Source organism: Delftia sp. JD2, assembly GCF_001682645.1.
Lineage (GTDB): Bacteria > Pseudomonadota > Gammaproteobacteria > Burkholderiales > Burkholderiaceae_C > Comamonas > Comamonas acidovorans.
This window is the reverse complement of record NZ_LFJT01000024.1, coordinates 19823-40251: the sequence shown is the minus strand read 5'-3', so window position 1 is coordinate 40251 and position 20429 is coordinate 19823. Positions and strand designations below refer to the sequence as shown.

The window sequence follows — 20429 nt, the reverse complement described above, 5'->3', positions numbered from 1 at the left end:
GACCGCTGTGCCCACAGCGGTCCCTTTTTTTATGGTGACCCGCAAGATGACAAGCCACATACCCGATTTCCCCCTGCTGACCGGCGCCAACCGCCAATGGCTGGATGCACGTGCCCAGGCGCTGGATGCCGGCAACGGCGAGGCCACGGCCGCCGTCGTGCCCTATCTGGCCGAAGCCGGGCTGCTGGGCCACGGCTTGGCGGACGCCTTGGGCGGGCAGGGCGGCAGCGCCGGCGATGCCATCGAGGCGATTGCCCAGGTGGCCACGCACTCCATGTCCGCCGCCTTTGCCTTCTGGGGCCAGCGCGTGCTGATCGAGATGCTGGCGAACACCGGCAATGCGGCCCTGCGCGAGCACTGGCTGCCCGCGCTGCTGGCGGGCGAGGCGGCCGGTGCCTCGGGGCTGTCCAACATCATGAAATTCCTCAGCGGGCTGGAGGCACTCAACATCCGCGCCACGGCCCGGGAAGGCGGCGGCTGGCTGCTCAACGGCAGCGTGCCCTGGTGCACCAACCTGCGCGGGCCGCGCTTTCTGGCCGCCATTGCCGTGGCGCGTGACGACGGCGCGCCGCCCATGATCGTGGCCCTGCCGTCCGATCGTCCCGGCCTGGAGCGCTCGCCGGATCTGGAGTTGATTGCCCTGCGTGGCACCAACACCGCCGCGCTGCAACTCAAGGACGTGGCCATCACCGAAGACGATCTGCTGGCCGAGCGCGCCGGCGGATTCCTGCCGCGTGTGCGGCCGGCCTTCCTGGGCATGCAATGCGGCCTGTCCATCGGGCTGGCGCGCGCGGCCTGTGCGCAGGCCGCCTCGCGCATGGGGCAGGGCGGGCATGTGCTGCAGCAGCCGCTGGACGATACCCGCAGCCATCTGGAGCAGGCGGTGGCCGCACTCAAGGCCGGTGTAGAGGCCGGCGATTTCGTGGAGGCGCCCGAGCGGCTTTTCGCGCTGCGCCTGGCCCTGCACGACTGCGTGCAGCAGGCCATGCAGCTGGAGCTGCAGACGGCCGGTGGCCGCGCCTACAGCCTGGATGCGGACGATGGTTTTGCCCGCCGCTGGCGTGAATCGGCCTTCATCCCCATCGTCACGCCCAGCGTGATCCAGTTGCGCGCCGAGCTGCAAAAACTGCAAAAGCTCGGCGCTTGACGGCTCAGCCCGCCTTGGATGCGGGCTGCAGCGCCGGCTCCAGCGCCGTGTCCAGCAGCAGCAAGGCGGTTTGCACTGCAGCCAGCAGCCGTTCGCGCGGCACGCCATCGCGGGCCTGCACCGAGATGCCGTGCAGTTGCGTGGCATAGAAATCGCCCAGCGCCTGCACATCGGTGCCGGCGCGCAACTCGCCTTCATCCAGCGCGCGCTGAAGGCGGTCGATCAGGGACTGCGTGCGCTGGCGGCGGTGTTCGGCCAGCCAGGCGGCGACTGCCTCGTTTTCCTCGGCGCAGTTGGTGGCGGCGGTGACCACCATGCAGCCCAGCGGATGGGCATCGTCCGTGTAGGTGGCCACGGCATCGCGCAGCACGCGGGCCAGGGCGTCGCGCACGCGCGGCTCCTGGGCCATGGCGCGGTCGGCAAAGCCGCCATCACCGGCCTCGTAGCGCTGCACGGCCTCGCGGAACAGGTCCTGCTTGCTGCCGAAGGCCGCATAGATGCGCGCTGACGCAATGCCCAGCGCCTGCACCAGGTCGGCCATGGACGTGCCCTCGTAGCCGCGCCGCCAGAACGCCAGCATGGCGCGCTCCAGCGCCTGGTCTCGGTCAAATTCCCTGGGTCTTCCGGCCATCTTCCTCATCCTTCTCAACAGTCAGGGCGGCATCTTAGCGGCGCCGTGATGCTGTCTTGCATCGGCTTCGCAAAAGCAGCCGCATTGGCGTGATACTATTCTTTGTCGATCAACAAACAATAGCTCAACGCAAGGAAATCACATGCAGACCATCAAGGGCCCCAGCCTTCATCTGGCGCAGTTCGCCGACAACAAGGCGCCGTTCAACTCCCTGGAAGACATCGCACGCTGGGCGGCCGGCGTAGGCTTCAAGGGCCTGCAGATTCCCGCCTGGGACCAGCGCCTGTTCGACGTGGCCACGGCCGCTAGCAGCCAGACCTACTGCGACGATGTCAACGGCATGCTGGCCTCGCACGGCCTGGTGGCCAGCGAGCTGACCACGCACATCTTTGGCCAGCTCGTGGCCGTGCACCCGGCCTACGACGCCATGTGCGACAGCTTTGCGCCCGAGGCGCTGCGCGGCAATCCGGCCGCACGCACGGCCTGGGCGCTGGAGCAGCTCAAGCTGTCGGCCAGTGCATCGCGCCGCATGGGGCTGAGCGACATGGGCACGTTCTCGGGCTCGTTCGTCTGGCCCTATCTGTTCCCGTTCCCGCAGCGCCCGGCCGGCCTGATCGAAACCGCCTTCGAGGAGCTGGCGCGCCGCTGGCGCCCCATCCTCGACGCCTGCGACGAGCAGGGCGTGAACCTGTGCTACGAAATCCACCCCAGCGAAGACCTGCACGACGGCACAAGCTTCGAGCGCTTCCATGAGCTGGTGGGCCAGCACACGCGCTGCAAGATCCTGTTCGATCCCAGCCATTTCGTGCTGCAGCAGCTCAACTACCTCGACTACATCGACATCTACCGCGAGCACATCCGCATGTTCCATGTGAAGGATGCGGAGTTCCTGCCCAGCGGGCGCCAGGGCATCTACGGCGGCTATTCCTCGTGGCTGGAGCGGGCAGGGCGCTTCCGTTCGCTGGGCGACGGGCAGGTGGACTTCAAGGCCATCTTCTCCAAGTTCGCCCAGTACGACTACCAGGGCTGGGCCTCGCTGGAATGGGAGTGCTGCCTCAAGGACCAGGAAGACGGTGCGCGCGAGGGCGTGGACTTCATCAACCGCCACATCATCCGCGTGACCGACAAGATCTTTGACGACTTCGCCGGCGCCCCCGTGGACCAGCGCCAGATCAACGCCATGCTCGGCATCGCCTGAGCACGCCCGCAGCCAAAGAACCTCAAAAAGAATCCAACAATGAACGCTTTCACATCGAACGCCCTGCGCAAGCAGGAAGACCAGGCCCACGAGTTCTCGCACGACTACGTGCGCATCGACGGCCGCCGCATCCACTGCATCACGGCCGGGCAGGGCGCGCCCGTGCTGCTGATTCCGGGCTGGCCCCAGACCTGGTATGCCTGGCGCCATGTCATGCAGGCACTGGCGGCGCAGGGCTTCCAGGCCATTGCCGTCGATCCGCCGGGCACGGGCTTTTCGGACCGGCCCGACACCGGCTACGACACGGGCTCCATTGCGCTGACCCTGCACCGCACCATGCTGGCGCTGGGCCATGAGCGCTACCAGGTCGCCGGCCACGACGTGGGCATGTGGGTGGCCTATGCGCTGGCCAGCGACCAGCCGCAGGCCGTGCAGTCCCTGGCGCTGACCGAGGCCGTGATCCCCGGCCTGGCGCCCGAGCCCAGCATCTTTGCGCCGCCCGAGCAGAACATTTTCCTGTGGCACTTCATGTTCAACCAGCTGGCCGACCTGCCCGAGACCCTGATCGCGGGGCGCGAGCGTGCCTACCTGGAATTCATGTTCAACCGCTGGTCGCTGCGGCGCGACCGCGTGGCCGTCGACGTCTATGTCGATGCCTATGCGGCGCCCGGTGGCCTGCGTGGCGGCTTTGCCTACTACCGCGCCATTCCCGAAACCATCCGCCAGAACCGCGAGCGTGCGCTGCGCCCGCTGGCCATGCCCGTGCTGGCCATTGGCGCCGAGCATGCCACGGCCGATGCGCCGCTGGCCACGCTGCGCGGCCATGCCGATGACCTGTCGGGCGTGATCGTGCCGGGCTGCGGCCACTTCATCATGGAGGAAGCCGCCGAGCCCTTCATCGCCGAGCTGCTGCCCTTCCTGCAAAGGACGCTGTGACCATGGGCCTGGACGCTGACATTGCGCGCTATCTCGCCGAGCTGGCGCAGGCGACCCAGGCCGTGGCCCCGCCCACGCCGCCCACGCTGGCGGCGCTGCGCGAGGCCACCGACGCCGGGCTGCGCGCCCTGCACGGCCCGGCCGAGGCCATGGTCCGCACCGAAGACTTCACGCTGCCCGCGCGCGACGGTGCGCCGCTGCGCGTGCGCATCTACCGGCCGCTGGTCTCGGACACACCCACGCCCCAGCCCGCCCTGGTCTTCGCCCACGGCGGCGGCTGGTGCCTGGGTTCGCTGGAGGTCTATGACAACCCCTGCCGCGCGCTGGCCATGGCAACGGGCGCCGTCGTGGTCTCGGTGGACTACCGGCTGGCGCCCGAGCACCGCTTTCCCGGGCCGCTGCATGACTTCTGCGATGCCATTGCCTGGACCTTTGAGCAGGCCGATGCGCTAGGGCTGGACAGCAGGCGCATCGGCGTGGCCGGAGACAGCGCGGGCGGCAACCTTGCGGCCGCCGCCTGCCTGCTGGCGCAGGAAAAGCAAGGCTGGGGAGCGGCGGGCGCACCGGCCATCGCCCACCAGCTGCTGCTGTACCCGGCCCTGGACGCGGCCATGGACTCGCCGTCGTTCCACCAGTTTGGAGAGGGTCACTACCTCACGCGTGCGGCCATGGAGTACTGCTATGGCGCGTACCTGGGCGATGCGGCACCGGGGCGGCAAGAACTTTTCTCTCCGCTGCGCGCGGAACACCTGGCAGGCCTGCCGCCTGCCACAGTGATCAGCTGCGAATACGACCCGCTGCGCGACGAGGCCGAAGCCTATGCACAGCGGCTGGCGCAGGCCGGTGTGGCGGTGCAGGCCGTGCGCCTGCCCGGCATGGTGCACGCCTGCATGCACATGCTGGGGCTGGCGCCGGCATCACGCCGCCTGTTTGACGAAGCGGGTGCCGCCGTGCGCCAGGCTTTCGGCACGGCCATCGGCTGAGGGTTGCTGGGTGCAGGTCAGGCCTGTGCCAGGAACACGGCCACCAGCGCATTCGCATGGCCGTGCCCCATCTGGTGCTGGGCCTTGAGCCAGCCCACCAGTTCCATGTGCTTGCGGGTGTCCTGCTGTTGCAGCAGGTCCATCCAGTGCGCAATCGGCTGGCCGTAGGTCTTCTCTATGGAAGGGAAATACGAGGCCGGTCCCTTGACCTTGCTTGTCTCCGTCATGGCGCTTGTCCTTTTTCTGTGATGCGGGTGGGCAGATTGTGCCGCTGGCGCCGTCCGGGCCGGCAGGCAGGGTCAGGTCAGGAACAGCACATCCTTGTGCTGCGGCGCAGGCGGCAGCACCTCGCCGGTCAGCTCGCGCAGCGTGGCCTCGATCATCTGCGACATGGCGTCCAGCGCCAGGTCGTTGGGCGCCGTGCCGAAGGGCTCCTCCAGCTCGGCGCCCAGCGCCTCCAGCGCGAAGAAGGTGTAGGCGATGAAGGCCACGATCACCGGCGTCATGAAGCCGATGGAGTCCACCAGGCCGAAGGGCAGCAGCAGGCAGTACAGGTAGATGGTGCGGTGGATGATCACCGCGTAGGTGAAGGGAATCGGCGTGCCCGCAATGCGCTCGCAGCCGCCCAGTGCCTCGCCCAGCTTGCACAGCGGCGCCTCCATGGCGGGCACCAGCACCGGCTGCAGGCTGCCATCGTGGCGGCGCGCCTGCAGCCATTCGCCGGCCATGAGCAGCAGCACGGCAGGCTTGAAGCGCGCCGTGGCCAGGCGCTCGCAGTCGGCGGCGGGCAGCAGGCGGCGCATGTCGGCCGCGGCATCGGTGCCGCGCAACTGGTGGCGCAGCGCGTGCACGAAGGCCGCCAGCACCATGGCCAGGGCCGGGGCGTGCTGCGGCGCGTCCGTCAAGGTCCGGGCCTGGCGCACCAGGGTGCGTGTCTCGTTGAGCAGGGTGCCCCACAGTGTGCGCGCCTCCCAATAGCGCGCATAGCTGGTGCTGTTGCGAAAGCCCAGGAAGATGGCCAGCGTCAGCCCGATCAGCGAAAACGGCACGAAGTTCAGCGGCACCTTCCACGCGAACAACTGGCCGTGCAGGGCCGTGACCAGCACGGCGAACAGGGTGGCAGCCATCAGCTGGGGCAGGATGTCGGGCAGCACCGAGCCGCGCAGCACGAAGAGCATGCGCAGCCAGTGGGGGCGGGTCCGGATGATCATGAAAGCTTGTTCCGTGATGGAAAAGAGGGCGCAAGAGGGTGCAAGAGGACGCAAGAGGGCGCAGCAGCCCCGCAACTCTAACCGCCCCCGCGCAGTCAGTGCGCCACCTGCGCGCCACCTGTGCGCCACTTATGCGCCACCCAGCACGCGCCGGCTGCGGCTTCAAAGATCGCTGCCGTGGCTGTCGTGGTTGCCGTCTGGCTGGAGAAGGGCCTGTGCCGTGACCGCTGCTGTCTGCTCCGCCTGCCATGCCGTGCGCATGGAAGAGGGCGCCACCGTTGCGCGCGGGGATGGCTGGCTGGTGATGGTGCCCAGGCTGATGAAGCCGGCCAGGTGCTCGCCCTCGCGCAAACCCAGCGCTGAATGCAGGGCCGGGTCAAAACAGCGCTCGCCACTGAGCACGATGGCACCAAAGCCCAAATGGTGGGCGGCATTGAGGAAGTTGCCCAGGGCCGCACCCGCAGCCAGCCATTGCTCACGTACCGGCACGCGCGAGCGCGGCCGGGGCGAGATGATGAAGGCGATCAGCGCCGGGGCGCGCGTTGCATGCTCGCGCGCACGGCGGATATCGTCGGCCGGGGCCAGCGGGTCACGGCGCAGTTTTTCCTGCTCGAACAGAGCAGCCAATGCTGCACGCTGATGGACTGGAAACTCCAGAATGCGCCAGGGATGCAATGCACCATGATCTGGTGAACATAGCGCCGCCTCGATCATCAGGTCCATGTCGCCGCTGTCCGGCCCCGGCATGGCCAGCCGCCTGGGCGAGACGGAGCGCCGCGCCAGCAGGGGAGCCAGGCCCGCCCGCTTGCGCGTGTCGGCAAAGCAGTGCTTGAGTGCATCCACCGCCTGGGCGAACTGCCGGGCCCAGGCCAGCACCTGTTCGCCCTCCAGCGTGAACCCCTGGAAGGGCCGGCCCGCACGCACCAGCGCGTGGCCGAACTCCGCCTCGGCCGAGCGTATGGCCTGGGCCAGCGCGTTGTCGGAGATGCCGCAGGCCTGCGCTGCGCGCGCCCAGTCACGCTCGCGGTCCAGGGCCAGCAGATGGGGGATGTATTTTTGCGTCAAGTCGGTTCTCCAGCGCGGGCCTGCACGTGCGCCCAATCAGGTTGCGGCAAATGGCCGGTGGATGATTTCATTATGTTTTCAAGAATACAGCGAAATGCGTGCGCAGAATGCTTGCCGAACCTCGCCAGGCGTCAGGCCTTGGTCAGTTCCTGAGGTGCCTGGCCCAGCGTCGCAATCAACTGCTCGTACATGGCATCCACGGCCGCCGAGCCCTGCGAGGCCTTGCTGCGCAGGGCCGACACTTGCATGGACACCAGCGGCGGCAGCTCGAAGCCGGCCGGCAGGTTTTGCAGCACCTGCAGGTGCGGAGGCACGCTGCAGCGCGTGAACACGGCCACGGCCAGGCCGCTTTCCACGGCGGCCAGCTGGCCGGCAAGGCTGGAGCTGTGATAGACCACGCGGTGCGCGCGCCGCTGGGCCGCCAGGCTGGACAGCGCCGCCGTGCGCGCCAGGCTGGCCGCCTCGTAGACGGCAATCGGCAGGGGATTCTTCCTCCACACCTCGTGCTGCGGCGCGCCCACCCAGACCAGGGGCTCGTGGAACAGCAGGCGCCCGCGCTGGGGCCTGTCGCGTGAGACCAGGGCCAGGTCCAGCGTGCCGCGCACCACCTGCGGGATCAGCGCGGTGGACTGCTCGCAGGTCAGCTCGATCTCCACGCCCTGGTAGCGGCCTGCAAAGCTGCGCAGCACCGGCGTCAGATAGGTGGATGCGTAGTCGTCCGGCACGCCCAGCCGCACGCGCCCGGACAGGTCGGGGCCGAACAGGGCCGCCTGCGCCTGGGCCTGCAGCTCCAGCATGCGCCGCGCATAGCCCAGCAGCTCCGCGCCGGCGGGCGTCAGTTGCAGATGGCGCGGGCCGCGCAGCAGCACGGGCTGGCCCAGCGCTGTCTCCAGCTTCTTGATCTGCATGCTCACGGCGGCCTGTGATCGGTGCAGCAGCGGCGCGGCAGCCGAGAGCGAGCCCGCATCCACCACGGCCACCAGGGCGCGCAGCCAGTCGATCTGCAGGTCGGGGTGGTTCACGGCACGCTCCATGGATTCGAATATCGAATACTAAACCTGCAAACTATTTGCTTTACGAGAATTTCCTGCCACGAGACGATCGCGGCCATGCAAGACAGAACCCATTCCTTACAGGCCGCATCCGTAGCCTCCGCCGCGCCCGCACAAGCCGCTCCCACAGCGCCGGAGACACGCGGTCAGTGGCTGATGATTGCGGGCGGCGTGCTGCTGGGCACCGTCGGCATATTTGTGGAAGAAGCCCGCCAGCACCCGTTGGTCACCGTGCTGTTTCGCTGCGCCTTTGGTGCCCTGGCGCTGCTGGCCTGGGGCCTGGCCACGGGCCGCATGAGGGAGTTGTGCGTGCGCGGCAGGAGCTGGCCGGTGGTGGTGGCCACCGGCGTCCTCATGGTGATGAACTGGGCCCTGTTCTTTGCCGCCATACCGCGCACCTCCATTGGCGTGGCCACCATCGTGTTCCACATCCAGCCGATGTGGATCATGCTGTTCGGCACCCTGGTGCTGCGCGAGGCCGTGGCACCACGGCAGGTGGCGGCCATGCTGGCGGCGTTGCTGGGACTGGTGTTGACCACGGGGCTGCTGGGTGGCGATGCGGCGGCCTGGGGGCCGGACCATGTGTCCGGGCTGCTGATGTGCCTGGCCGGCTCGCTGTGCTATGCGGCTGTGACCATCCTGGCCAAGACCGAGAAAGTGGTCACGCCGTTTGCGCTGGCCTGGTGGCAATGCGCGGTCGGCACCGTGCTGCTGCTGTGGGTGCCGCTGGTTCATGGCTGGCCGCAGGCGCCGTCGTCCTGGGCCTGGCTGGCAGGGCTGGGCGTGCTGCACACGGGCCTGGCCTACGCCATTCTCTTTGCGGGCATGGCCCGCCTCACGCTGGGCCGCATTGCCGTGCTGCAGTACGTCTATCCGCTGACGGCCATCGTGCTGGACTGGGTGGTCTACGGGCGTACGCTGGGCGCCGTGCAACTGGCCGGTGTGGGCCTGATGGCCGGGGCGCTGCTGGTGGTCAAGGCCCGACAGCTGCGATGAGCCGTGCGGGCCCTGGCGCAGGGCCTACTCCTTGCCCAGCGCCTTGTACTGCTCGTACAGCTCGTCGGCCAGCCGGCGCAGGGCGCGGCCTATGGCGGCGTACTCGTACTCGTTGAGGTTGGCCAGCGAGGCACGACCGGAAGGGCGGTCGGACCCGAAGCCTCGGCCCGGCAGCAGCACGATGCCGGTCTCATCCGCCACGCGGAACAGCATGTCGCCCGTGGACGACTGCTGCACGGCCCATTGCGAGAAGGCCTCGCCGTAGAGCCGGCAGGTGACGTTCTGCAGGTCGATCAGCGTGTAGTAATTGACCGAGTTGGGATTTTCCAGCGGGGGCATGCCCAGCTCGCGGTACAGCGTGGCCTCGCGGCGGCGGATCAGTTGCTTGAGCGCCTGCTTGTAGGCGTCGGCTTCATCCATGAGCGCAAACAGCGAGAACAGCACCATCTGCACCTGCTGCGGCGTGGACAGGCCGGCCGTGTGGTTCAGCGCCACCACGCGGCTGTCGGCCACCAGGCGGTCGATGAACTTGAGCGAGCGCACATCGGGCAGCAGCGAGCGGTAGCGGTGGTCCAGCGCCTTCTTGGCGGACTCGGGCAACTGCGCCAGCGCATGGTCGAACACGTTGTCCTTGTGCGCCGCGATCACCCCCAGGCGCCAGCCCGTGGCCCCGAAATACTTGGAGAACGAATACACCAGCAGCGTGTTCCGGGGGCAGACCGAGAACAGGGACTGGAATTCATCGGCAAAGGTGCCGTAGACATCGTCGGTGAGGATCAGCAGGTCGGGCCGCTGCTCGGCCACGATGGCGCGCACGCGGTCCAGGCTGCGCTGGTCCATCTTCACGGACGGCGGGTTGCTGGGGTTCACGCAGAAGAAGATCTTGACGTCCGGGTCCTTGAGCTTGTCCAGCTCGGCGTCGGAGTACTGCCAGCCGTTGTCGGGGTCCGCGTGTATAGGCACTTCCTTGAGGTCGTACTGGGCCAGTTCGGGGATCTCTATATACGGCGTGAACACCGGCATGCCAATGGCCACCTTGTCGCCGGCCTTGAGCAGGCCGCTGATGCGCAGGCTCTCGAAGATATAGGCCATGGCTGCCGTGCCGCCCTCGACCGCGAACAGGTCCACCGACTCGGGCGGCACGGCGCCGCCTGCCATCTCGCGGACGATGTACTGGCGCACGACCTGCTCGCTCACGGTGAGCATGCGCGGCGGCACGGGGTAGTTGCAGCCCAGGATGCCGTCCACCATCTCGTGCAGGAAGGCGGCGGGGTCCAGCCCCAGCTGGTCGCGCACATAGCTCAGCGATTTGCCCAGGAATTTCACGCCCTCCTGGTCGCGGTGCTCGGCGATGAAGCGCTCGAAGCGCCCCTCGATGCCGTCGAGCTTGGCCAGCCCGCCCACGCCCACCGTCATGTAGGAGTACGACAGCTCCGACTCCGCCGCTGCGAACAGACCCAGCCGGAAGAACGCCCGGCGCGGCGTGGTCGCCAGGAAGTTGGGATTGCCGCGCCCCGCATTGAGCATGAGGCGGTTGGCCTTGCCCGAGGCCACCTTGATCAGTTCGTCCTTGAGTTCGAACGGGCTCAAATTCGCCAGACTCCGATAATCCTTGCTCATTGCGCAGCTCCTTGTGATGGTCCTTGGTGGTCCTTGGGGATCGGTCAGGGGTGATCAGGCAAAGGCGATGACCAGCGGGCCCAGCAATGTGAGGAACACATTGGCCAGCGCATAGGTGATCGCAAACGGTGCCGTGGGAATCGAGTTGCCGGCCTTGTCCAGAATCTCGCCAAACGCCGGGTTGGCGCTGCGCGCCCCCGACAGCGAGCCCGCGAACACGGCCACGTTGTCATAGCGCAGCACGTACTTGCCGAACAGCATGGCGATCAGCAGCGGCACGATGGTCACCACCACGCCCAGCAGGAACAGCGTCAGGCCCTGCTGCATCACCGTGGTCACGGCCTGCTGGCCCGACTGCAGGCCCACCATGGCCACGAAGCCGGCCAGGCCCAGGTCGCGCAGCAGCGTGGAAGCGGCCGTGGGCATGTTGCCGAAAGTGTGCTTGCGGCTGCGCCACCAGCCGAACAGCAGGCCCGCCAGCAGGGCGCCGCCGCCGCTGCCCAGCGTGATGGGAATGGAGCCCAGGCGCAGCACCAGCAGCCCGATCAGCAGGCCCACCGTGATGCCCAGGCCATGGAAGACAAAGTCCGTCTTGTCGCTGGGCACGATGATGGGGCCCACCGACTGCGCAGCCTTTTGCACATCCTGCGGCGTGCCGAACAGCGTCACCACATCGCCCGGCATGACCATGGTGGCCGGCGCAATCGGCACCGGCGTGCCTGCGCGCATCAGCGCCACTGCGTATACACCGTGCTTGAACTCCTGCGACAGGCTGTCCAGGATGTCCTTCACGCTGCGGTTCAGGTACTGGTTGTTGGAGATGGCCACGTCGCGCCGCACCATCACCACGTCCATGCCCTCGGCGCCCTGCAGCTCCTCGCCCACCGAGGCGCCCAGCGCCACCACGGCCGCGCGCCGGCCCACCAGCAAGATGATGTCGCCGTCCTCCAGCGCCAGGCGGCCGTCCACGCCCACCATCGCGTTCCTGCGCTGTATGCGCTCCACCGTCACCGTGCCGCCGTTGGCGGTGGCGCTGGCCTCCAGCTCCGCCACGGTGCGGCCCGCCTGGCCCACGCGGAAAATGCGGCCCACCAGATCCGGCACGGCCGGTGACTCGCCGGTTCCGTACACGCGCACGCCCTTGAGCAGCTCCTGCTCGGCCTGGATCGCGTCCTCGCGGATCTTGCGGCCCGTCAGCCACTGCAGCACGTTCACGCACATGATGATGGCGCCGAAGGAGCCGAAGATATAGGTCACCGCATAGCCGATGGCCACATTGGCCTGCATGCGCTGCACCTCGTCGGGCGCCAGCCCCAGCTTCTCGATGGCAGAGCCCGCCGTGCCGATGATGGCCGACTGCGTCAGCCCGCCCGCTGCCAGCCCCGCCGCCAGCCCCTTGTCCAGATGGAACACCCGGGCGATCACCACCACCGTGACCAGCCCCGACACGGCCACCACCAGGGCCATCAGGATCTCCTTGACCGACTGCCGCCCCAGCGAACGGAAGAACTGCGGCCCGCTCTCGAAACCCACGGCATAGATGAACAGCGCAAACAGCACCGCCTTGATGCCCGAATCAATGGTCACCCCCACCTGGCTGATCAGCACCGCCGCCAGCAGCGACCCCGCCACGCCCCCCAGCTGGAACGACCCGAACCTGAACTTGCCCACCCAGTAACCGAGCGCCAAGGCCGCGAACAGCGCAATTTCCGGAGCCTGATGAAAGATGCTTCTGAGAAAGTCCACAGCCACCTCTGCTTCTGGGTTGAGGTCCACGGCGATGCAAGGCAGCGGGGAAACGGGAACGGCTGCCCGCGAAGGGCAGGGGGCTTGCGTGCGCGTGGACCTGGGGGAAACGGTGTGTCGCTATTAGAAAATGCCTATCGATATTTGATGAATGCGGTGGTTTCCGTATTCATCAATATTCAATTGGATATGGCGTTTCCATTGGCTTGCTTGAATCAATATCTTGTCGAAAACAGAGCCACTATTCATGACAAAAAGGAGTGGCGATGTAGGACTTGGCCGTCAGCCTGGAGGCGGCTTATGTCGTAGGACCTGGATAGGCAGGGCTGCACGGGCCGCCCTGCGCCTGGGCAGACCCTGTGCCATTCACGCTCTCAAAAAATGTCCGGCTCCGGCACAGCGCTTCCAAAACCCGTCTCCAGAAAATCAAAATCGCATCCCTCATTGGCCTGCAGGATATGGCGGCCGAACAGCCAGCCATAGCCGCGCTCGTAGCGCGCGGGCGGGGGAGTCCATGCGGCGCGGCGGGTGGCGAGTTCTGAGTCGCTGACTTCCAGGTGGATGCGGCGGGCGGGCACGTCCACCGTGATGCGGTCGCCCGTGCGCACCAGGGCCAGCGGCCCGCCCACGGCGGACTCGGGAGAGCAATGCAGCAGGCAGCCGCCGTAGCTGGTGCCGCTCATGCGGGCGTCGGACAGGCGCAGCATGTCTTTCACGCCTTGCTTGAGCAGCCTGGTGGGAATGGGCAGCATGCCCCATTCGGGCATGCCTGCGCCCTTGGGGCCGGCGTTGCGCAGCACCAGGATGTCTTCGCCGTTCACATCGAGATGGGGGTCGTCCACGGCCTGCTTGAGGCTGGGGTAGTCGTCGAACACCAGCGCGCGGCCCGTGTGGCGCAGCAGGTGCGGGGCGCAGGCGCTGGGCTTGATGACCACGCCGTCCGGCGCCAGGTTGCCGCGCAGCACGGCCAGCGCCCCTTCAGCGTAGATGGGGCGGGACAGGGGGCGGATCACGTCGTCCTGGTGGACCTGGCTGCCCGCAATGTTCTCGCCCAGGGTCTTGCCGTTGACCGTCATGGCCTCGGTGTCCAGATGCGGGCGGATGCGTTCCAGCAGGGCGCGCAGGCCGCCTGCATAGAAGAAGTCCTCCATCAGATAGCGGTCGCCGCTGGGCCGGATGTTGGCGATCACGGGCACGCGGCGGCTGAAGGCGTCGAAGTCATCGAGGCTGACCGGATGGCCCGCGCGCCGCGACATGGCGATCAGGTGAATGATGGCGTTGGTGGAGCAGCCCATGGCCATGGCGCAGGCAATGCCGTTCTCGAAATGCGCACGCGTGAGCATGCGGGCGGGCGTGAGGTCTTCCCACACCATCTGTACGATGCGGCGGCCGCACTCGGCGCTCATGCGGATGTGGTTGGCGTCGGCGGCCGGAATGGACGAAGCGCCGGGCAGCGCCAGGCCCACGGCCTCGGCAATGCCCATCATGGTGGCCGCCGTGCCCATGGTCATGCAGGTGCCGTGGCTGCGGGCAATGCCGGCTTCCATCTCGCGCCAGGCCTGCTCGTCCAGGCGGCCGGCGCGGCGTTCATCCCAGAACTTGAAGGCGTCCGAGCCCGAGCCCAGCACCTGCCCCTTCCAGTTGCCGCGCAGCATGGGGCCGGCCGGCAGGTAGATGAAGGGAAGGCCCATGGAGATCGCCCCCATGGCCAGCCCCGGCGTGGTCTTGTCGCAGCCGCCCATGAGCACGGCGCCGTCCACCGGGTGGCTGCGCAGCAGCTCCTCCGTCTCCATGGCCAGGAAGTTGCGATAGACCATGGTGGTGGGCTTGACCATGCTTTCCGACAGCGAGATGGCCGGCAGCTCCAGCGGAAAGCCGCCCGCCTGCAGCACGCCGCGCTTGACGTCTTCCACGCGCTGCCGAAAGTGGGCATGGCACTGGTTGGCATCGCTCCAGGTGTTGACGATGGCGATCACGGGCTTGCCCATCCAGTCCTCGTAGCCATAGCCCATCTGCAGCACGCGCGAGCGGTGGCCGAAGGAGCGGAAATCATCGGGGGCAAACCAGCGTGCGCTGCGCAGGGATTCGGGGGAACGTGTCATGGTTGTGGGGCTCCTCAGTAGCTGCCGGCGGTGGATGCGGGCCCTGGCGGGTTCGCGGCCAGCGGCCCTTTCCTGAAGCGCGCCGCCGCCGCATCCAGCCCGTCGCGCAGCAAGAGCGTGTCCAGCGCCACGGCCACGAACTGCGCGCCCAGCTCCAGGCATTCGCGCGCCCGTGCCTCGTCCACCATCAGGATCCCCGGCGCCTTGCCGCAGGCGCGGATGCGGGCGATGGCCTGGTCGATGGCCCGGTTCACCACAGGGTGGCGCGCCTGGCCCGGATAACCCAGGCTGGCCGACAGGTCGGCGGGGCCGATGAAGATGCCGTCCACGCCATCGACGGCCGCAATCGCCTCTATCTGCTCCAGCGCCTCGGCCGTCTCCACCTGCACCAGCAGGCACAGCTCGTCGGCCGCACGTGCCACATAGTCGGCCGTGCGCCCGAAGTTGGCCGCGCGAGTGGAACCGCCCATGCCGCGCATGCCCTGGGGTGCATAGCGCATGGCGCGCACGGCATCCCGCGCTTGCTGCGCGTTCTGCACAAAGGGCAGCAGCAGGGACTGGGCGCCCAGGTCCAGGTAGCGCTTGATCAGCACTGCATCGTTGCAGGCGGGCCGCACCACGGCATGCACGGGCAGGGCGCCCGGTGCGGGCAGGGCGGCGGCCACGGCCTGCAGCTGGCCCAGCATCAGCGGCACGTCGGTGGGCGTGTGCTCGGTATCGAGCAGCACCCAGTCGTAGCCCGCGCCGCCGATCATCTCGCAGACAAAGGGGGAGGGAATGGTGGACCACAGGCCGATCTGCGGGCGGCCTTCGCGCAGCGCGCGCTTGAACGTATTGGCGGGCAGCATGCTCATGGGGACTCTCCTGAAGCTGTTCACTGGACCTGGATGTTTCCCTTGCGCACCACCTCGCTCCAGCGCGCCACCTCGGCGGCGATGAAGCTGGCGGCCTGGGCGGGCGTGCCCGGCGTGGGCTCGTTGCTCATGGCGGCCAGCCGGGCCACCACCTCGGGCTCGGCCAGGAGGGACTGGCAGGCCTGGTTGAGCCGCTCCACCACATCGGCCGGCATGCCCGGCGGCCCCGCCAGGCTGGTCCATGAATAGTTGACGACCTGCGGCTGGCCGGCCTCGGCCATGGTGGGCACATCGGGCAGGGCCGCCAGGCGCCCCTCGCCTGCCACGGCCAGCGCACGCAGCTTGCCCGCCTGCGCAAAGCCCACGGCCGAGGTGGCGGGCACGAACAGCAGGTCGGCCTGGCCGCCCATCACATCGGTCATGGCGGGCACATCGCCCTTGTAGGGAACGTTGTTGAAGCTCACGCCGGCCGCCTGGCGCAGCAGCTCCGTCGTCACATGGCTGGACGAGCCAATGCCCGTCAGCGCCACATTCACCGTGCCGGGGCTGGCCCGGGCCAGGGCCACCACATCGGCCACCGAAGCGACCTTCAGCCTGGGCGAGGCCAGCAGCAGCATGGGCACGCGTCCCAGCATGGCAATGTGCGTGAAATCCCGCCGCGCGTCGTACTTCACGTTGGAATTGACCAGCTGGTTGATGGCATGCGTGCCCGGCCCGCCAATCACCAGCGTGTAGCCATCGGCCCGCGCCCGCGCCACGGCCTCGGAGGCCAGCGAGCCATTCACGCCGGGCCGGTTCTCCACCACCACGGGCTGGCCCAGGCGCTGCGACAGGCGCTCTCCCACCAGCCGGCCCACCACATCGGTCTGGCCACCAGGAGGGAAGGGAATCACCAGCGTGATCGGCCTGACCGGCCAGGCAGCCTGGGCCTGGGCGTGTGCCGGGGCCAGCATCGAGGCCGGAGCCAGGGCCGCAGCCAGCAGGCGCGCCATTGCGCTGCGGCGGTTGGAGAGCGAAGGGCGCATGGTGGTCTCCTCTTGAATGATTGCGCAATCATTTCAAGCAAAGGCAGCGCTCTCCATTCGGACCTACGAGGGGAAACAATCAGACCGTGCTGATGGACATCATCGTTAACATGAGCACGCAATCATCCTCAAGCCGCCTCTCCATCGCCATTCCAGGCAAAGGCCTCGCATGACCCTCCGCACCCTGCGCAACGCCAATGCGCCCACGCTCAAGGACCTGGCCCGCATTGCCGGCGTGTCGCCCATCACCGCCTCGCGCGCGCTGCACCGGCCTGAACTGGTGGCCGAGGCCACGCGGCTGCGCGTGGTGCAGGCCGTGGAGCAATCGGGCTACGTGCCCAACTCCCTGGCGGGCGGGCTGACCTCGCGCCAGACGCGGCTGGTGGCGGCCATCGTGCCCTCGGTGGGGCACTCGCTGTTTTCCGACATGCTCGATGCGCTCATCCACACCCTGGCCGCGCAGCGCTATGAAACCACGCTGGGCATCTCCAGCTATGACCCGGAGCATGAGGAAACCTGGCTGGCCGCCATGCTCAGCCGCCGCCCGGACGGCATCGTGCTCACCGGCACCGAGCACACGGCCCGCACGCGGCGCCTGCTAGTCAATGCCGACGTGCCCGTGGTCGAACTCTGGGACTACCAGCCCCATCCGCTGGACATGGTGGTCGGCTTCTCGCAGGAAGACGCGGGCCGCGCCGCCTTCCGTCACCTCGCCGCCTGCGGCTACCGGCGCCCGGCCATCCTGCGCGCCGATGACAGCCGCGCCGCCCGCCGCGCCCTGGGCTTCACCCGCGCCGCCGCGGAAGCCGGTGCCCCGGTTCCCGCGCAAATCGTCTTCTCGGAAGCCATCCCCCAATCCGGCCGTGGCCGCGATGCCTTGAACGCCCTGCGCGCCCAGGCACCGGAGGTCGATGCCGTCTTCTGCAGCTCCGACGCGCTGGCGCAAGGCGTTCTCTCCCACGCCCACGCACTGGGCCTGCGCATGCCAGAGGAATTCGGCGTGCTGGGCTTTGGCGACCAGGCCCTGGCGCTGGACGCCTGGCCTGCCCTCTCCACCGTGCGCGTGGACGGCGCCGCCATCGGCCGCCTGGGCGCAGAGGCGCTGATTGCGCGCATGGCCGGTGGCGTGGCGGCGGCCGCGCAGGATGTGGGGTTTGAGGTGGTGGGGAGGGGGAGTACACGTGGGCACCAAGATGCGCGCTGAACGACTGTTGCAGTGACGATGTACCAATATTTGGATATATCGGTACGTCATCTGGAGAACGCCATGAGCCGAAACACATCCGTGGCCCTGGGGCCGCACTTCACGGAATTCATTGATGCCCAAGTCCAAGGCGGGCGCTATGGCTCCGCCAGTGATGTGGTCAGAGCCGGGTTGCGGCTGCTGGAAGAGCACGAAATCAGGGTGAAGGCATTGCAAGAGGCTCTGAACGCTGGCCGTCAGTCCGGCGAGCCGCGCCCGTTTGACAGCGAAGCGTTTTTGAGCCGCATGCACGCAAAGCATGGATAAGCCCTACCGACTGTCGCCGCTGGCCGAAGCCGATCTGGAGGAAATCTGGCTCTACACGCTCAGGCACTGGTCGGTTGAGCAGGCAGGCTCCTGCCTTCGCAACCTTGTGGAGACATTCGAGGGATTGGCCAAGAGCACGAAGCAGGGCCAGCAGGCCGGCGCCCAGTACCAGCCAATGCTCGCCGGCAAGGCCGGGCCGGATCCTGTTCCCCTGCCATGAGCGCGGGCGCCAGGGCGACGGCGGTCCGGCCCGGGCGCCTGCGCCAAGGGTAGGCGTATTACGACGCACAGGAAGGCGTTGGCCCGATGGCTGTACCGAGGGCCACACCGCATCCTGAAGGCGTTACGGACCAAAGCCCCACCATGAACACAGAACTGCTGGACCCCCCACGTACCGAGCTGGCCGCTGGCGCAGGCACGCTTGAGCCTTCTTTCCTGCATGTGCCGCTCTACGAGCGCCTGGCCAACCATCTGCCCACCGAACAGGAGCGCCAGGCTGCTGCGGACTTCCTGCACGGCGTGATCGCCGAGACCTCTGCCGATGCCGATGGCCTGCCGGACAACCCGGAGCACCTGACCGACTGGATGCGTGCCAATGTCGAGAAAGTGCACGCCCAGTACCAGGCCTACCTGGCAGAGCGCAAGGCGGGTGCCGCTCGCCGCTACTTCGGCAACCGCGCCCATGCCCTGTACTTCCTGCGCAATGTGGCACCTACCAAGCTGGTGGACGGTTCCTGGCTCTACGGCCTGTGCGCGCACGCGGGCAACTCACGCATGTCGGACCTGGTCACCACCTATGTGGAAGAACTGGGCGACGGCATGGCCGACAAGAACCACGTCAAGCTCTACCGGGAGCTGCTGGCCAGGTATGGCCTTGACCCCGTGGAGGACCTGCCCGACCACCTGTACCGGCAGGGGCTGGTACAGCTGGCGCTGGGCTGGAATGCGCAGCAGTTCCTGCCCGAGATCGTGGGATTCAACCTGGGCTATGAGCAATTGCCGCTGCACCTGCTTATCACCGCCTACGAACTCAATGAACTGGGAATAGACCCCTACTACTTCACGCTGCATGTCACCGTGGACAACGCCGACACCGGCCATGCCCGGCGCGCCTGCATTGCCGCCTGGGAGAACGCGCCGCGCATTGACGATGGCGGCGAATACTGGCGCCGCGTACGCGCGGGCGCCCGGCTGGCAGACACAGGCACCAGCACGCTGGACGTGATCAGGTCCTTCGACATCGAAGCTGAGGTGGTGCGCATCCTGGCGCGCAAATCGCCTTCCGGGCATGGCGCGCACTCGGACTTCTGCAAGGTGGCCGGCCGCAGCGTCAATGACTGGCTGTCCCGTCCGCAGGACATGCCTGCTTTCTTGGCCGCGCTGGAGCAGGCACGCTGGATACAACGCAACCGGCCTGCGGAGGAAAGCCGCTTCTGGCAACTGCTGCAGGGCGAGCGGGCAGAGATGTTTGGTGTTTTCTCCCCCTATGAGCTGCAAGTCATTCATGACTGGCTGCGGGGGCCGGCCAGTGCGGATGGCGCATCCTTCGAATCCGTGGCCGAGCCCGGCAAACCGGCGCGGCGCATGAGCTTTCGCGTGGCCGAGCGCCTGCGCTCATCCCGTGGTGCGCGGCCGGACCCGGGCCGCAGCGCGCAGGAGCTGGACACAGACCTGATGCTCTTCGAGCAGCGCTACCCCACGCTCGATCCAGCGGCCCAGCATGAGTTGCTGGTACAGGCCATGTCACCGGGCCTGCACTGGACGCCCCTGGGCCTGCGCGCCACCCGCCTGTTCCTGGGCCGGTAGGCCATTCGACCCTCTTTTACCTACCCGGGAAAAATCATCGGGTCATTGGGCAAGACGGGCTTGCTCTTTGATCCATTCCCGGCTTTTGCCACGCACGCACCAGGCGGGATTCTTTACCCAGTCTGTGAAATAAATGGTGGGGTGGTCTTCCAGAATATTGCAGCGTGTATAGCCTAATTTTGGCATGGCATAGTATTGCAAAGGAGTTATTACAAGAAGACAAGTAATCATGATCACTACTCCCGTGATTGTGGTAATCGTGAAAATGCGCTCTGAGATTTTCAGGATACTTGATCTGCAAGGAATTGATCTTTGTACAAGAAAAATAATTCCTGTGATTGACATTATTGGGAAATACGCCACTAGCAAACTGGATGGTGTAATTCTTACGGATGGAGCGGAATTTTTCAGATCAATTATTGTGTTTAGAAATGAGTATTTTGTACTCCATATTGATAGTGCTGAAACCAATAGAAGGGAAGGAATGCCATGGATTAAAGATTTTCTGAACTCGGTCAGATTATTTTCTTCCACTTAAATATCCATA

At 67.1% G+C, this 20429-nt stretch carries 20 protein-coding genes; 10 read left to right on the top strand and 10 right to left on the bottom strand.

Features of this window, described 5'->3' with window-relative positions; all coding sequences use genetic code 11:
• Window positions 1-31 precede the first annotated feature (31 nt).
• On the top strand, window positions 32-1147 hold the full coding sequence (locus ACM14_RS14920; RefSeq protein ID WP_065346563.1) for an acyl-CoA dehydrogenase family protein: 1116 nt from the start codon (window positions 32-34) through the stop codon (window positions 1145-1147).
• Between the two features lie 4 nt (window positions 1148-1151).
• Here ACM14_RS14920 and ACM14_RS14915 read toward each other — a convergent pair whose 3' ends face one another.
• Entirely contained in the window at window positions 1152-1778 is a 627-nt protein-coding gene (locus tag ACM14_RS14915; protein WP_065346562.1) for a TetR/AcrR family transcriptional regulator, read from the bottom strand.
• Window positions 1779-1920: 142 nt separating this feature from the next.
• Here ACM14_RS14915 and ACM14_RS14910 point away from each other — a divergent pair, with 142 nt between their 5' ends.
• The 3 genes from ACM14_RS14910 to ACM14_RS14900 are packed head-to-tail and all read left to right on the top strand — an operon-like array spanning window position 1921 to window position 4895.
• The gene (locus tag ACM14_RS14910; RefSeq protein ID WP_065346561.1) at window positions 1921-2976 is read left to right on the top strand and encodes a sugar phosphate isomerase/epimerase; all 1056 of its coding nucleotides are present in this window, start codon (window positions 1921-1923) and stop codon (window positions 2974-2976) included.
• 39 nt (window positions 2977-3015) lie between these two features.
• Window positions 3016-3912 (top strand): alpha/beta fold hydrolase, encoded by an 897-nt coding sequence (locus ACM14_RS14905; RefSeq protein ID WP_065346560.1) that lies wholly within the window; start codon window positions 3016-3018, stop codon window positions 3910-3912.
• Window positions 3913-3914: 2 nt separating this feature from the next.
• Complete coding sequence (locus ACM14_RS14900; protein ID WP_065346559.1) at window positions 3915-4895, top strand: alpha/beta hydrolase; 981 nt, start codon at window positions 3915-3917, stop codon at window positions 4893-4895.
• Between the two features lie 17 nt (window positions 4896-4912).
• Here ACM14_RS14900 and ACM14_RS14895 read toward each other — a convergent pair whose 3' ends face one another.
• The 4 genes from ACM14_RS14895 to ACM14_RS14880 form a co-directional block, all read right to left on the bottom strand.
• Window positions 4913-5122 (bottom strand): DUF4287 domain-containing protein, encoded by a 210-nt coding sequence (locus ACM14_RS14895; RefSeq protein ID WP_013802290.1) that lies wholly within the window; start codon window positions 5120-5122, stop codon window positions 4913-4915.
• Between the two features lie 72 nt (window positions 5123-5194).
• On the bottom strand, window positions 5195-6106 hold the full coding sequence (locus ACM14_RS14890) for a bestrophin family protein (RefSeq protein ID WP_065346558.1): 912 nt from the start codon (window positions 6104-6106) through the stop codon (window positions 5195-5197).
• Window positions 6107-6268: 162 nt separating this feature from the next.
• Window positions 6269-7171 carry a nitroreductase gene (locus ACM14_RS30725; protein WP_084027386.1) on the bottom strand — a complete coding sequence of 301 codons (903 nt, stop codon included), beginning with the start codon at window positions 7169-7171 and terminating at the stop codon, window positions 6269-6271.
• Between the two features lie 131 nt (window positions 7172-7302).
• Window positions 7303-8205, bottom strand: a complete 903-nt coding sequence (locus tag ACM14_RS14880) for a LysR family transcriptional regulator (RefSeq protein ID WP_013802293.1) — start codon at window positions 8203-8205, stop codon at window positions 7303-7305.
• A gap of 75 nt (window positions 8206-8280) precedes the next feature.
• Here ACM14_RS14880 and ACM14_RS14875 point away from each other — a divergent pair, with 75 nt between their 5' ends.
• Window positions 8281-9219 carry a DMT family transporter gene (locus ACM14_RS14875; RefSeq protein WP_065346557.1) on the top strand — a complete coding sequence of 313 codons (939 nt, stop codon included), beginning with the start codon at window positions 8281-8283 and terminating at the stop codon, window positions 9217-9219.
• A gap of 24 nt (window positions 9220-9243) precedes the next feature.
• Here the strand turns inward: ACM14_RS14875 and ACM14_RS14870 are convergent, their stop codons facing one another.
• From ACM14_RS14870 to ACM14_RS14850, 5 genes are all read right to left on the bottom strand, one after another.
• A complete protein-coding gene (locus ACM14_RS14870) occupies window positions 9244-10839 on the bottom strand; it encodes a bifunctional aspartate transaminase/aspartate 4-decarboxylase (RefSeq protein WP_047327311.1) in 1596 nt (531 codons plus the stop codon).
• A gap of 54 nt (window positions 10840-10893) precedes the next feature.
• On the bottom strand, window positions 10894-12585 hold the full coding sequence (gene aspT, locus ACM14_RS14865) for an aspartate-alanine antiporter (RefSeq protein WP_217491962.1): 1692 nt from the start codon (window positions 12583-12585) through the stop codon (window positions 10894-10896).
• Window positions 12586-12959: 374 nt separating this feature from the next.
• A complete protein-coding gene (araD, locus tag ACM14_RS14860; RefSeq protein WP_065346555.1) occupies window positions 12960-14687 on the bottom strand; it encodes an L-arabinonate dehydratase in 1728 nt (575 codons plus the stop codon).
• A gap of 14 nt (window positions 14688-14701) precedes the next feature.
• Window positions 14702-15541: an HpcH/HpaI aldolase/citrate lyase family protein gene (locus ACM14_RS14855; protein WP_065346554.1), complete on the bottom strand. Its 840-nt coding sequence runs from the start codon at window positions 15539-15541 to the stop codon at window positions 14702-14704.
• 20 nt (window positions 15542-15561) lie between these two features.
• Window positions 15562-16566 (bottom strand): tripartite tricarboxylate transporter substrate binding protein, encoded by a 1005-nt coding sequence (locus ACM14_RS14850; RefSeq protein WP_065346553.1) that lies wholly within the window; start codon window positions 16564-16566, stop codon window positions 15562-15564.
• Between the two features lie 169 nt (window positions 16567-16735).
• On the opposite strand from ACM14_RS14850, the gene ACM14_RS14845 reads away from it, so the two are divergent.
• The 5 genes from ACM14_RS14845 (at window position 16736) to ACM14_RS32070 (ending at window position 20420) form a co-directional block, all read left to right on the top strand.
• Complete coding sequence (locus tag ACM14_RS14845; RefSeq protein WP_065346552.1) at window positions 16736-17770, top strand: LacI family DNA-binding transcriptional regulator; 1035 nt, start codon at window positions 16736-16738, stop codon at window positions 17768-17770.
• A gap of 63 nt (window positions 17771-17833) precedes the next feature.
• On the top strand, window positions 17834-18076 hold the full coding sequence (locus ACM14_RS14840) for a type II toxin-antitoxin system ParD family antitoxin (protein ID WP_016447039.1): 243 nt from the start codon (window positions 17834-17836) through the stop codon (window positions 18074-18076).
• On the top strand, window positions 18069-18296 hold the full coding sequence (locus ACM14_RS14835; RefSeq protein ID WP_084027385.1) for a type II toxin-antitoxin system RelE/ParE family toxin: 228 nt from the start codon (window positions 18069-18071) through the stop codon (window positions 18294-18296). The genes ACM14_RS14840 and ACM14_RS14835 overlap by 8 nt, the downstream gene beginning before the upstream one ends.
• A 143-nt stretch (window positions 18297-18439) precedes the next feature.
• Window positions 18440-19882 (top strand): iron-containing redox enzyme family protein, encoded by a 1443-nt coding sequence (locus ACM14_RS14830; RefSeq protein ID WP_065346551.1) that lies wholly within the window; start codon window positions 18440-18442, stop codon window positions 19880-19882.
• 229 nt (window positions 19883-20111) lie between these two features.
• A complete protein-coding gene (locus tag ACM14_RS32070; protein ID WP_175403275.1) occupies window positions 20112-20420 on the top strand; it encodes a hypothetical protein in 309 nt (102 codons plus the stop codon).
• The last annotated feature ends 9 nt before the right edge of the window (window positions 20421-20429 follow it).